Origin of the sequence: Caminibacter pacificus (assembly GCF_003752135.1) — a bacterium.
GTDB lineage: Bacteria > Campylobacterota > Campylobacteria > Campylobacterales > Nautiliaceae > Caminibacter > Caminibacter pacificus.
Map to the genome: position 1 here is coordinate 22,037 of NZ_RJVK01000005.1, position 12,836 is coordinate 34,872.

Annotated in this window: 17 protein-coding genes; 9 read left to right on the top strand and 8 right to left on the bottom strand. The window is 32.9% G+C overall.

The window, feature by feature from the left end; all coding sequences use genetic code 11:
• The first annotated feature begins 7 nt into the window (after positions 1-7).
• The 3 genes from EDC58_RS08635 to EDC58_RS08645 are packed head-to-tail and all read left to right on the top strand — an operon-like array spanning position 8 to position 1,979.
• The gene (locus tag EDC58_RS08635; protein WP_123353117.1) at positions 8-559 is read left to right on the top strand and encodes a phosphorylase family protein; all 552 of its coding nucleotides are present in this window, start codon (positions 8-10) and stop codon (positions 557-559) included.
• On the top strand, positions 556-1,641 hold the full coding sequence (gene rlmN, locus EDC58_RS08640; RefSeq protein WP_123353118.1) for a dual-specificity RNA methyltransferase RlmN: 1,086 nt from the start codon (positions 556-558) through the stop codon (positions 1,639-1,641). Before EDC58_RS08635 ends, rlmN begins: the two co-directional genes overlap by 4 nt.
• A gap of 2 nt (positions 1,642-1,643) precedes the next feature.
• Positions 1,644-1,979, top strand: coding sequence for a putative Se/S carrier protein (locus tag EDC58_RS08645; RefSeq protein ID WP_123353119.1), 336 nt, complete (start codon positions 1,644-1,646; stop codon positions 1,977-1,979).
• Here EDC58_RS08645 and EDC58_RS08650 read toward each other — a convergent pair.
• From EDC58_RS08650 to EDC58_RS08670, 5 genes are all read right to left on the bottom strand, one after another.
• On the bottom strand, positions 1,976-2,794 hold the full coding sequence (locus EDC58_RS08650) for a peptidyl-prolyl cis-trans isomerase (protein ID WP_123353120.1): 819 nt from the start codon (positions 2,792-2,794) through the stop codon (positions 1,976-1,978). The two genes, EDC58_RS08645 and EDC58_RS08650, sit on opposite strands and share 4 nt — an antisense overlap.
• Positions 2,794-3,210: a MarR family winged helix-turn-helix transcriptional regulator gene (locus EDC58_RS08655; RefSeq protein ID WP_123353121.1), complete on the bottom strand. Its 417-nt coding sequence runs from the start codon at positions 3,208-3,210 to the stop codon at positions 2,794-2,796. Before EDC58_RS08655 ends, EDC58_RS08650 begins: the two co-directional genes overlap by 1 nt.
• Before the next feature lie 62 nt (positions 3,211-3,272).
• Positions 3,273-3,791, bottom strand: a complete 519-nt coding sequence (gene tpx / locus EDC58_RS08660; RefSeq protein ID WP_123353122.1) for a thiol peroxidase — start codon at positions 3,789-3,791, stop codon at positions 3,273-3,275.
• A gap of 88 nt (positions 3,792-3,879) precedes the next feature.
• Positions 3,880-4,638 carry a diaminopimelate epimerase gene (gene dapF, locus EDC58_RS08665; RefSeq protein WP_123353123.1) on the bottom strand — a complete coding sequence of 253 codons (759 nt, stop codon included), beginning with the start codon at positions 4,636-4,638 and terminating at the stop codon, positions 3,880-3,882.
• On the bottom strand, positions 4,638-6,710 hold the full coding sequence (locus EDC58_RS08670) for a sensor domain-containing phosphodiesterase (RefSeq protein WP_123353124.1): 2,073 nt from the start codon (positions 6,708-6,710) through the stop codon (positions 4,638-4,640). The genes dapF and EDC58_RS08670 overlap by 1 nt, the downstream gene beginning before the upstream one ends.
• Positions 6,711-6,733: 23 nt before the next feature.
• Between EDC58_RS08670 and kdsA the strand changes: the two genes are divergently transcribed.
• Genes kdsA through nusB form a run of 4 tightly spaced genes read left to right on the top strand, consistent with a single transcriptional unit; the run spans position 6,734 to position 8,621 of the window.
• The gene (gene kdsA / locus EDC58_RS08675; RefSeq protein WP_123353125.1) at positions 6,734-7,549 is read left to right on the top strand and encodes a 3-deoxy-8-phosphooctulonate synthase; all 816 of its coding nucleotides are present in this window, start codon (positions 6,734-6,736) and stop codon (positions 7,547-7,549) included.
• Positions 7,550-8,014: a 6,7-dimethyl-8-ribityllumazine synthase gene (ribH, locus tag EDC58_RS08680; protein WP_123353126.1), complete on the top strand. Its 465-nt coding sequence runs from the start codon at positions 7,550-7,552 to the stop codon at positions 8,012-8,014. It begins immediately after the preceding gene.
• The gene (locus EDC58_RS08685) at positions 8,011-8,205 is read left to right on the top strand and encodes a hypothetical protein (protein WP_123353127.1); all 195 of its coding nucleotides are present in this window, start codon (positions 8,011-8,013) and stop codon (positions 8,203-8,205) included. The genes ribH and EDC58_RS08685 overlap by 4 nt, the downstream gene beginning before the upstream one ends.
• Entirely contained in the window at positions 8,205-8,621 is a 417-nt protein-coding gene (nusB, locus tag EDC58_RS08690) for a transcription antitermination factor NusB (protein ID WP_123353128.1), read from the top strand. The genes EDC58_RS08685 and nusB overlap by 1 nt, the downstream gene beginning before the upstream one ends.
• A 5-nt stretch (positions 8,622-8,626) precedes the next feature.
• Here nusB and EDC58_RS08695 read toward each other — a convergent pair whose 3' ends face one another.
• Genes EDC58_RS08695 through ruvC form a run of 3 tightly spaced genes read right to left on the bottom strand, consistent with a single transcriptional unit; the run spans position 8,627 to position 10,178 of the window.
• The gene (locus EDC58_RS08695; protein WP_123353129.1) at positions 8,627-9,100 is read right to left on the bottom strand and encodes a host attachment protein; all 474 of its coding nucleotides are present in this window, start codon (positions 9,098-9,100) and stop codon (positions 8,627-8,629) included.
• Positions 9,101-9,135: 35 nt separating this feature from the next.
• Positions 9,136-9,720, bottom strand: coding sequence for a trimeric intracellular cation channel family protein (locus EDC58_RS08700; protein ID WP_123353130.1), 585 nt, complete (start codon positions 9,718-9,720; stop codon positions 9,136-9,138).
• A complete protein-coding gene (ruvC, locus tag EDC58_RS08705; RefSeq protein ID WP_123353131.1) occupies positions 9,714-10,178 on the bottom strand; it encodes a crossover junction endodeoxyribonuclease RuvC in 465 nt (154 codons plus the stop codon). Before ruvC ends, EDC58_RS08700 begins: the two co-directional genes overlap by 7 nt.
• Before the next feature lie 152 nt (positions 10,179-10,330).
• Between ruvC and dnaA the strand changes: the two genes are divergently transcribed.
• Together dnaA and dnaN are read left to right on the top strand one after the other, a co-directional pair.
• The gene (gene dnaA, locus EDC58_RS08710; protein ID WP_123353132.1) at positions 10,331-11,638 is read left to right on the top strand and encodes a chromosomal replication initiator protein DnaA; all 1,308 of its coding nucleotides are present in this window, start codon (positions 10,331-10,333) and stop codon (positions 11,636-11,638) included.
• A gap of 126 nt (positions 11,639-11,764) precedes the next feature.
• A complete protein-coding gene (gene dnaN, locus EDC58_RS08715) occupies positions 11,765-12,817 on the top strand; it encodes a DNA polymerase III subunit beta (protein WP_123353133.1) in 1,053 nt (350 codons plus the stop codon).
• Positions 12,818-12,836: the final 19 nt, after the last annotated feature.

Consider the following 12,836-nt stretch of genomic DNA (forward strand, 5'->3'; position numbering starts at 1 on the left):
GTTTCACGTGAAACATATTAAAATCATAAGTAGTGGAAACGAAGAAATATTTCCTTTTGCATTGCCTATTGGAATTGGATTGATAGATAGCGCAATAAACCTAACAAAACTTTGTGAATTTGATAAACCTGATTTTTTAATTTTTATCGGTAGTGCCGGAAGTTATGGAAACCTAAGACCGTTTGACATTTTCGAAAGCAAAGCCGCAAGTAATATCGAACATTGCTTTTTCAAAAATGATTGTTATACTCCTATTGATAATATCATATCGTTAAGTGACGTTTCACGTGAAACAATTGTAAATTCTTCAAACTACATTACAACTAACGAGTTAATCTCAAAAGCATATCTTAAATTAAACATTCAAGCTGAAAATATGGAATTTTTTTCAGTATTAAAAGTTGCAAAAGAGTATAATATCCCGGCATTAGGCATTTTTGTAGTCACAAATTATTGTCATAAAGAAGCTCATAAAGAATATGTTTCAAATATAAAAAAAGCAAAAGAGAAGTTAATAGAATATTTACTTGAAAAACAAATTATAAAGGAAGTTAAATGAAAAAATGTTTTATGGACTATTTACCGGAAGAACTTCTTGAAATGGGAATCGAACCAAAATTTAGAGTTAAACAGCTATATAATTGGGTATATAGAAAATATGTGGATGATTTTGAAAAAATGAGTAATCTACCAAAAGATTTAAGAGCAAAATTAAAAGAAGAGTTTTATATTAATCCTCTTGAACTTGTAAATCACGAAGTGGCAAGTGACGGAACGGAAAAATTTTTATTCAAACTACATGACAATCATACGGTCGAAACCGTACTTATCAAAATGAAAGACGAAAGAATAGAAAACGGAAAGAAAAAAGAAGCGAAATGGACGGTATGTGTCTCTACACAAGTTGGATGTAAGGTAGGATGTGCTTTTTGTCTGACCGCAAAAGGAGGTTTTGTAAGAAACTTAAGTGCCGGCGAAATAGTAGCTCAAGTTTGGTTTATGAAAAAATTTAAAAACTTTGATGAAAACAAAGCTTTAAACGTCGTATATATGGGAATGGGAGAACCGCTTGATAATTACGATAATATGGTAAAAGCGATTAAAATAATAGCTCACCCTGACGGATTAAACATCTCGCCTAAAAGACAAACGATATCAACTTCCGGAATAGCACCGAAGATAAAAAGACTCGGAGAAGAAAACTTAGGAGTAAACCTTGCAATATCTCTACATGCCGTTGATGATAAATTAAGAGAAGAACTTATCCCTTTAAATAAAGCGTATAATATTCAAAGCGTTATTGATGCGGTAAGAGAATTTCCGATAGATAAAAGAAAAAAAGTGATGTTCGAATATCTCGTAATCAAAGATGTAAACGACGATATAGCAAGTGCAAAAAAACTCGTAAAACTATTAAACGGAATTCCAAGTAAAGTAAATTTAATTTATTTCAATCCTTATCCGGGCAGTCCGTATAAAAGACCTGATGAAGAGACAATGAAAAAATTTCAAAGATATTTGCTTGATAGAGGAATAACTTGTACTATTAGAGAAAGCAAAGGAATAGATATAAGTGCCGCTTGCGGACAATTAAGAGAAAAAGAGCTAAAAAGTTGTACTCCACCTGAATTTAAGGAATAAAAATGGCGGAATTAAAATATTTACCTGCAGGAATCAGACTGCATTTAAAAGAGATAGTATATAAAATTACTGATAATTTGGATGAATATTACTATTTTCATTTCAAAGATATCCCAACAGGTCTTAAAGTAGAAAAGTTGTTAAAAAACGAAAATATAAAATCAATCCCCGTACCCGATGAAATTTTCGAAGATTGCGGAGTGGCAATTTTGACAAAAGAAAAAGACAAAATTAAAGAAATTTTATTAAAAGAAAACATAGAGTTCGAAATATGGGTCAAAAAAGACGGCTTTAAAAAAATAGAGGGAGAAATTAAAAGCAAAAGCTGTAAAATTTAATTATTGAAAATTTTAATATCAGCTCTATTTTTAAGTTTTGAAAAATACTCTTTTAAAATTTGCTCTCTTCTTTGTTGTGCTATTTTTTGAGCTATTATATTTTGAACGCTACTTAGCGGAAGATACTCTTCTCCGTCTTTTCTGCTTATATAATATGTGATAAAATGAGTACCTTGATTAATAATTGGCGTGAATTGCCCTACTTTCGTTTGTTGAAATAAAAACAATAAATTTTTCGGTAAATCTTCAGGCGAATAAACTTCTGCTTTCATACTTACATTCGGAAGGTTTAATAATGTATTTTGTTGCAATTTTTTAAGAATCTCGGGATTATTCGCTACATATTTAGTAACCTGAACCGTTTTGAACGTTTTGAACTCATCTTTATGCGTTTGGTAATAGTTTTTTATATCTTGAGGTGTTATTTTAAGATTTGTATTTACGATTTGAGCAAAAAGTTTGTCTTTTAGTAGTTTTTCTTTTAACGCTTTTTTAAATTTTTGATACTCTCCTCTTTGTTCTAAAACGTTTTTAAACTCAAACAAACTCATTCCGTTTTGTTTTGCAATTTTTTCCATTGCATTTTCCAAATCGTAATCATCAACTGTTATACCTTGTTTTTTAATCTGTTCTTGAAGAATTTTTTGATCTATCAGATAATTCAAAGCTTGGTTAGGCTGTAAATTCATCTCTTTTGAAACTTTTGCAATTTCATAACTTGTAATCGGTTGATTATCCACAGTAGCAACGATTCTATCCACTATTTCCGCATGTAGCGAAAAAACAAGCAGTGCCGATAATAATATTTTTTTCATTAAAAACCTTTTCTTATTTTATTTAATATTTCCAAAAGCTTATGATACTCTTCATCAGTTATTATATCTCTGATTTTTTTATGAAAATCGATTGCCACTTCATCTGCGTTTTTAAATTGCTCATATCCTAACTTTGTCATTCTTATCTCAAAAGAACGATTGTCGATTCTGTCTTTAGTAATAAAACCCTTTTTTTCAAGAGAATTTATTATTCTTGTGATTGTAGCTTTATCTCTTTGTAAAATTTCGGAAATTTTAGTAGGTGTTAAAGCACCCATTTCATCGATTAATTTTAAAACTCCGTATTGCTCCGAGCTTAAATTAAAATGCATAATTCTTGCATTAAACTCTTTTCTTAATAAATTAAGCGTTGTGGATAATGCATATCCTATCGAATTATCAATGCTGATTTTCATTTAAATCCTTAACAACAAATTTTAATGAGTATTATACAAAAAAGAAGAGAAAAAAAGATTAATTATTTAGAAGCCGCTTCTTTAAGTGCCGCAAGCGCCGCTTCGTAGTTTGGCTCTTCTGTAATTTCAGGAACGATCTCTTTATATGTTACAGTACCTTCTTTATCAACTACGAAAATAACTCTCGCGCTTAATCCTCTAAGAGGTCCCTCAGCGATAAGCGTTCCGTATTGAGTTGAGAAACATTTTTCTCTGTAGTCGCTTAATACTTGAAGATTTTCGATTCCTTCAGTAGAACAGAATCTTTTTGCCGCAAACGGTAAGTCCATAGATACGACATAAACAGTCGCACCATCAACAGAAGCAGCTTGGTTGTTGAATTTTGTAGTTTCCATCGCACATACAGGAGTATCAAGACTCGGTACCGCTACGATTAGTTGTGCTACACCTTGAGCTCCACCTACTGTTACTTCTTCAAGAGCAGTGTTAGGAAGTGTTACAACAGGAGCTTTATCACCTACGTTTACTTGATTTCCGTAAAGTGCTACGTCGTTACCTTTTAATTTTGTTAATGTTGGCATAGTGCCTCCTTTTTTTTATTTAGTATAACAAGAAAAGAAAAAATAAAATAGGATATTTTTAGTCTTTTTTGTTAAATGTTACTTTTAGTTACAAAAAATCTCTCTCATCTTCTTCCAAAACGGCAGTAAAACTATTTTTTACCGCTCCTTTGAAATAAAGAGTATCGTTTTTTAACATTACTTCAAGTTCTTCACCGCTTTTAGGTCTTAATTTCACTCCTGAAGCAACCAATCCTTTGTCTCTTGCGACCAAAAAGCTCGCACACATTCCCGTCCCGCATGCCAACGTTTCGTCTTCTACACCTCTTTCATAGGTCCTGACATATAAGTTTCCGTCTTTCATTTGAGCGAAATTTACGTTTGCGTTATATTTTTCTCTCATTTTTCTTGCGAGATTTTTATCGAAATTTTCAATATCTGTAATAGTTACCAAATGAGGCACGCCCGTATCGTATATTTTCCACTCGAAGCCCGCTTCTTCGAAAGTATCTTTTATCAATTTATAAGGAGTAAGCTGTGATGTTACGATATTACCCTCAACCTCGGCTTCAATCACTCCGGCAAGAGTCAAAAATTTCATCTTTTTATCCGCAAGGTTATTTTTATACGCATAGTGCGCAGCCGCCCTGCTCCCGTTTCCGCACATTTCGGCAACGCTTCCGTCGGCGTTATAAAACTGCCATTCGAAATCGTATTTTTCATGAGGTAAAAGAACGATAAGCCCGTCCGCCCCTACTCCGTTGAATCTATCACAAAGCTTTTTTGCTATATTGCTTCTGTCTATTTTTTTAAAAACGTGATAAATTACAAAATCGTTACCGCTTGCACTGTATTTACTAACAACCATCAATTTCCTTTTAAAAATTTTTCTTCAAATTCTTCCGCATTAACAGGTGGAGAATAGACATATCCTTGAATAACATCTATTCCCAAAGATATTACGTATTTTTCTTGTTCTTTCGTTTCCACTCCCTCGGCTACCGTTTTTAAATTAAAGTTTTTAGCCAAATTTACAACGGTTTTGACAATTTTATCATTATCTTGATTTTGAGGCAAATCTTTTATAAATTCTCTATCGATTTTAAGCTCGCTAACCGGAAATTTATTCAAATAAGCAAGAGAAGAATAACCGGTACCGAAATCGTCAATCGCTATACCGATTCCCAAATCCGCAAGCTCTTTTACGTATTTGATAGCTTTATCAGGATTTTTCATAATATTATCTTCCGTAATTTCCATAATCAACTTTTCAGGGTCGAATTGTTCTTCTTTTATTATCTCTTTGATTTTTTCTATCAAGTTTCCTCTTTCGATATCGAACATCGTAAAGTTACAACTGATAATGCCTGGTTTATACCCGCTTGCTTCCCATTTTTTATATTGCCAAATAGCTTTTTGAAGTACGATTTCATCAATTTTATCAATCAACCCAAGCTCTGTTGCAACGGATATGAATTTATAAGGAGGTATCATACCTTTTTTAGGATGTATCCACCTAACAAGAGCTTCACTTCCGTAAAGATCGCCGTTTTTATCTATTTGAGGTTGAAAATAAACTACCAATTCGTCTTTTTTTATCGCTTCTTTTAAAGAGTTTTTAATTTCAAGTTTCTCTTTTGCTTTTTCTCCCATCTCTTTTTTATAAAATTCAAAACTGTTACCGGTTCTTTTTTTAGCTTCGTACATTGCGGTATCCGCATATGTAATTAGTTTATTAATATCTTCGCTATCATCAGGAAATACGCTCAAACCGATACTTGCCGTTGTAGAAACTTCTTTGTCGTTTAAAATAACTTTTTGTTTAATATTATTAAGAAGCCTTTGAATTAGAGAAATTATATTTTCCGGTTTTTCCACCTCATCCAAAATAAGAACGAACTCATCCCCTCCGAACCTGCTTACAATATCACTTTTTCTAACCGTTTTTTTAATTCTTTGAGCAATTTTGATAAGTAATAAATCTCCGTAGTCATGTCCTAAAGAGTCATTTATTTCTTTGAACTGATCCAAATCTATAAACGCGATAACCGCTTTTTTACCGTTTCTTTTTACTCTACTGGCTATTTCATTAAATGTATTTAAAACATAGCTTCTGTTATAAAGACCTGTTAGCGGGTCTCTTATGGAGCGCTCTTTGAATTTTTCTTTCTCTTCTTGTAACTCTTTTTCATATTTTTCATACATATCCCTAACTTGTTTTGAAATCAATAAAACTATTACTACAATAGCACCAGAAACTATAACTATAACGGCATAAATCATATCCAAAAGATTTTGAAAAACCTTTTCCCTTTCCTTATTTTTTTTAATAAGTCTTTTATCCAAATAATCCAAATAAACCCCGCTACCTATCAAAATATCGTAAGGTTTGAATACTTTAACGTACGAGACTTTCTCAGTAGGTTTACCTCCTGGATTGTATCCTTTATACGATACGTAAGTTCCGTTCGGATGTTCTTGGGCTTGATGAACCAATAATTGAAAAACTTTGACGCCGTTTCTTTCTAAATTCCAACGATTGATTTGCATTAATTTTTTATTAGGATGATAAAGTGTATTCCCTTTAAAATCCAAAACGAATACATACCCTTTATAAGGCCATTTTAATTGATCGAATATTTGCTGCATTTCGTGAATTACCATCTTATCGCACTCTTTTTTTGAAATATTATGAATCTTGCAATATTTCATTTTATTATGATAGATGTTATTTAAAATATTATATGCGATATCAACTCTTTGTTTAGTCGTTATTTTCAAATCGTCCATAAACTTTTGGGTGATTCTTTTATTCTCTTCTTGAAAATAGTTGTTTATGGCAAATATTACCGCTAAGGTTAAAAACAATGCCGTAATCAACACCCCGGCCAAGGGTACTAATACTATATATCTCGATATTTTATCTTTCTCAAATTTCATGGAAAATCCTTATTTTTGATATAATGTTAATAAAAAGGCTTAATATGGTTTTGATTGCCGGTCCTTGCGTAATTGAAAGCAAAGAACAGATATTTAAAATTGCCGATTATCTTCAAAAATATATCGGTAAATACGACTTTTACTTTAAAGCAAGTTTCGATAAAGCGAATAGAACTTCACTTGATAGTTACAGAGGTCCGGGACTTGAAAAAGGGCTTGAAATTTTAGCCGAAGTAAAAGAAAAATACGGATATAAACTTTTAACGGACGTTCACGAAACATGGCAGGTAAAACCCGCTGCCGAAGTGGTAGACGTACTTCAAATTCCGGCATTTTTATGCAGACAAACGGACCTTCTTGTAGAAGCGGCTAAAACGGACAAAATAGTAAATATCAAAAAAGGCCAATTTATGAACCCGGCCGATATGAAATATTCGGTTTTAAAAGTTTTAAAAACCAGAGGTTGCGATGAGGTAAGTTATGAAAATTCAAAAAAATACGGTGTTTGGCTAACCGAAAGAGGTACTACTTTCGGATACGGAAATTTAGTTGTGGATATGAGAAGTCTGGTAATTATGAGAGAATTCGCACCTGTGATTTTCGATGCGACTCATAGTGTGCAAATGCCGGGAGGAGCAGGTGGAAAAAGTAGCGGAAAAAGAGAATACGTACCGTACCTAAGCAAAGCGGCGGCGGCAGTTGGGATAGACGGATTTTTCTTTGAAACTCACTATAATCCGGACGAAGCTTTAAGCGACGGACCTAATATGATTACACCCGATATGCTTGATAATATCTTAAAAGATATAGATTGTATAAATAAATGCCAAGGAGAATAGATGAATAAAATTGAAGGTATTTTAAAGCTTGAAGGAAATGAGAAAGTAGCGATTATCGCAAGTAGATTTAATCACTTAATTACGGATAGATTAATAGAAGGCGCAAGAGACGCGTTTTTAAGAAACGGTGGCAACGACGATAATTTGGATTTGATTTTGGTACCGGGAGCTTTTGAACTTCCTTTTGCATTAAAAAGAGCGCTAAAAAGAGATATTTACGACGGAATAGTATGTCTTGGAGCTGTAATTAGAGGAGCAACTCCTCATTTTGATTATGTAGCGGCAGAAGCTACAAAAGGTATCGCAAATACTACACTACAACACGACACACCGGTAACGTTCGGCCTTTTAACCACCGATACGATAGAACAAGCAATAGAAAGAGCCGGAACAAAAGCCGGAAATAAAGGCTTTGAAGCAATGGTGGGTCTAATCGAAATGATTAATTTATATAAAGAGTTATGAAATTCGATTTAAAAAACAAACTTGACTTATCAATAGCAATAAGTGCCGGAATTTTAGTATTAACGGGAGCTTTTTTGAGATTTTTCAAATATTTTTTCACTCCCTTAGCTCTTGAAAGAGCTACATTGATTTTAATTCCGGAAACATTGATTTTGATAATTTTAATAACTATAAAACTTTGGAGGAAATAATGGCAACTATAACACACGCAAGAGAAGCTGTAGTACAAACTCTTTATGCAAAAGACCAAGGAAACGACAACGCATACGACCAATTCGAAGAGATTCTAAAAGACAAAAAAATAAAAGGCCCTAAGGCGGATTTCGCAAGAAAATTACTAAAAGGCGTTATAGAACATCTTGAAGAGATTGACAAAACAATAAAAGACCATTTAATAGATTGGGATTTTAACAGACTCGATAAAGTAGATAAACAAATCCTAAGAGTCGGAACGTATGAACTTTTATATACCGATACGCCTTTTCAAATAGTAATAGACGAAGCGGTAAAAATAGCCAAAAACTTCTCTGAAGACAAAGCTAAAAGCTTTATTAACGGAATTCTTGATAAGATAGCAAAAGAAGTCAGGGAAGACGCTAAAAAATAGCTCCCCTACTTCAAAATCTCCGGTTTAAACTCATCTATCAATTTATTTTTATCCGTTTTTAACAAATCTTTTTCAACGATTCTAAAAATTTTATCTCTATTTTTTATTAACGGAAGCACGTCGTTTACTATGGTTTTAGGCAGCGATAAAAATACTTTCGTTTTATTCTCTTCCTCAATTAACAAATCGATATCCTCAGCAACCGATTTTACGGCTTCTTTATAGATTTCGTCTTTTAAGGTATGTTTTTCTCCGCTTGCGGCTCTATTTAAAAATCCCGCTTTATTAACGGTTCCCGTAGTATCCGTAATCAAATCGGAAAGTTTTTTATGAGCTTCCACTACGTTTATACCTCTTATAAAATCAAGTTTCACTTCACTCGGTTTAAGTCCGGCCTCGGCTTCCGGAGTTCTCGGATTAGCTCTATAAGCTTTAATTTCTCCAAGACTTGCAACTATTACCAAATCACCTACTTTCATCATATCTCCTTTTTATTCAATTTATTAATTATATATTAAATTTTCGGTAATTGCCAATTTTTTTTGTAAGCTATGAGTCTGATTATCACTCCCATAATTAAAGTTAATATCAAAATCTCCACATTCGTTCCGAAAATATATAAAAAAACACCGATTAAAATAGATATAGTCGCATAAAATTTTTCTCTTAATATAAAAGGGATTTTATTTATAAGCATATCTCTAAGCATTCCTCCCCCAACAGCGGTAATAAGAGCCAAAAATACGACTCCGTATATGTTAAATCCGGCGTTTATACCGACAATAGCTCCCGAAATAGAAAAAGAACTAAGCCCTATCGCATCGCTAAGTACGAAAATAGTCTTATTTTCGACATCGAATTTATGGAGTTTAAAATAAAACCCTAAAACGAGCACTATCAAAACAAGCGTACCGGCCAAAAAATTACTAAAAGCAAAAATCGTCCTATCCGCCAAAACGTCTCTTATAATACCACCTCCAAGAGCCGTTAAAAAGGCACTCAAAATAACCCCTAACAAATCAAGCCTCTCTCTAACACCGATAATAAATCCGCTGATAGAAAAAGCGATAATCCCTATAATATCGGCTATTTCTAACATTTTACCCTCTGTGCGTGAGTAATTGCTATCGCTATTGCGTCGGTAATATCAAGAGGTTTGATATCTCCTTTTATTCCCAATATTCTTTTTACCATAAATGCGACCTGTTCTTTTTTGGCCTTTCCGTTTCCCGTGACGGCCTTTTTTACCTGAAGAGGCGTATATTCGGAAAAATTGCCGTGTTTTTGAAGAATCCTAAGAGACAAAGCACCTCTAAACTGAGCCAATTTCAAAACGGTTTTAGGATTGTAAGCATAAAAAATATCTTCGATAGCAACCTCATCGATTTTGTTTTGCAAGATAATATCAAGACCCTCTATGAGTTGAGTTAATTGATATTGAAGCTCTTTTTCCGTGATTTTTATAAACCCGGCGTCAATTAGTTGAAGTTTTGGTGTAGTTTCTATTATCGCATAACCGCATCTTATGGTTCCTGGGTCAATTCCTAATATTCTCATTCACACTTCTTTCAATTTTTATTCACACCTTATTCACTATGTGAAAAATCTTAATAGACATTTTATCTCCGATATGTTAAAATTAAATTCACATAACTTTTCACATCATATTCACTATGTGAAAAATTTTTCATTCACAAAGGAGCGCTTAATTGCTATTTGACAAAATAAAAAATTCACTAAAAAGTGAAAATCCTGTGAATTATAATAAATTTATCAAAAATTTGGAATTCGATGAAGAAAATAGCGATAGTGCGAGGCTTGTTATAAGAGCCCCTAATATTTTTATAGCCAATTTCATAAAAAGAAAATACGCAAATAAAATTGCCGAACTTTATAAACAAGAAACGGGAATAGAGCCGAGTATAGAAATCGTTACGAAAGAGATAAAACCGAAAAATTATTCGTATGAGGAGATAGCCTCCCCTACTACGCCTTCGATTTTGATACCGGAATACACATTTGAGAGTTTTATCGTCGGACCTTCGAACCAATTCGCATACACGGCCGCAAAAAGCGTTGCCGAAAATCCGGGGAAAAGTTATAACCCTTTATTTATTTACGGAGGGGTCGGACTTGGAAAAACCCACCTCTTGCAAGCTATAGGAAACTACCTAAAAAACCACAAAAAAGTCATATACATAACAAGCGAACAATTTATGAACGAATTCAAAGAACACGTAAGAAACCAAACAATGGACAGATTCCAAGAAAAATATCGAAATTGCGATGTTTTATTAATTGACGACATTCAATTTTTAGCCGGGAAAGACAGAACTCAAGAAGAGTTTTTCCACACTTTTAACGAGCTTTATAACAACAAAAAACAGATATGTCTCACTTCGGACAGACCTCCTAAAAAACTTCATGATTTGGTAGATAGACTAAGAAGTAGATTTGAAGCCGGTCTTATAGTTGACATTCAACCCCCAGAACTTGAAACGAAAATAGAAATTATCAGAAAAAAATGCGAAATCAACGGTATCTACCTCCCTAACGAAATTATAGAATTTATAGCTACCAAACTTGATGACAATATAAGAGAAATCGAAGGAATGATATTAAAACTAAACGCAATGGCAAAACTCTTGGGAATTACGGATATTACGCTTGATTTTGCAAAACAAGCTCTAAAAGAGTTTATAAAAGACAAAAAAGAAAACATAACACTTGAAGACATAATCGAGCTTATAGCAAAAGAATTTAACATAAAACCAAGCGAAATAACTTCAAAAAGCAGAAATCAAAACATTGTAGCGGCCAGAAGAACCGCTATCTTTTTAGCAAGAGAGTTTACAAAAGAATCGACTCCGGCAATTGCTAAGTATTTCGGTCTTAAAGACCACAGCGCAGTTAGCCACGCAATCAAAAGTTTTAACAAAAAACTAAAAGAAGATAACGACTTCAGAATTAAAATCGAAGAACTTAAAAATAAAATTCAAATCAAAAAAGGTGAATAGTGTGAATAAAAAAGTTATTCACATTCACGCGCTAAATTCACAAAATTCGGGAGTTTTTAGTACAATTCACTTATTCAAGTGCTTTTACTATTACCACTATAAGAATTTAAACATAAGGAGAAAGTTATGCACATCAAAATAGACAAGCCCGTAATAGAAAGTATAATCAACCAAGCTTTGCCTTTTACGGAAAAAAAAGACAACACACAAATCACCTCTCACATTTTACTAAAAGCGAACGACAAACTGACAATAAAAGCTACGGATAAAGAAATTGGTATCGAAATAAAAACTGATGCGAATATTCTAAATCCGGGAACGGTAACTATAAACGGAAAAAGATTTGCGGATATTATTAAAACCCTTCAAAACAAAGAAATCGAAATAAAAAACGAAGGTGATTCGATAATTATCACACAAGATACTTCAATTTATAAACTTTCATCTTTTAACGCTCAAGAATTCCCTGAATTTCCAAATCCTGACGATTTGATAAAACTTGAAATAAAACCTGAAGAATTTACGGACGCTATCAAAAAAATATTCCCCGTAATAGATACGAATAACCCGAAATACGAACTAAACGGAGCACTTTTCGATATAAGTGAAAATACGAATTTCGTATCTACGGACACAAGAAGACTTGCGGTATTTTATTCCGAAGCAAAATCAAAAGAAGCTCAAATAATAGTACCGAAAAGAGCGATTAGTGAAATCAAAAGAATCTATAAAGAAGATATGGAAATACTTTTTGATGAAGTTTATTTGATTTTAAAAGACGAAAATACGTTATTTTTCACAAAACTCATTAACGGAAAATTCCCTGCTTATAAAAAAATCATACCTCAAAGTTTTAAACACGAACTAAAAGTAAATAAAAGCGACTTTTTATCACATCTAAAACAAGTAAGTATTATTTCAAACGAAGTGAAAATCACTATTAAAAAAGACGCAATCGAATTTGAGAGTATAAGCGATGAAATGATGCAAGCAAAAACGTCTATGAACTTCTCAAGCGATATAGAAGAATTCACATTTGCCGTAAACAGCAGATACGTTTTTGATTTTCTAAACGTAATAAACAGTGAAAACTTCGATTTGTGTCTAAACGAACCGAATATTCCTTTCGTGTTGAGAGACGGAAATTTCATTACGATCGTGATGCCTCTTAACATTTGATATAATTAGACAATTTTAA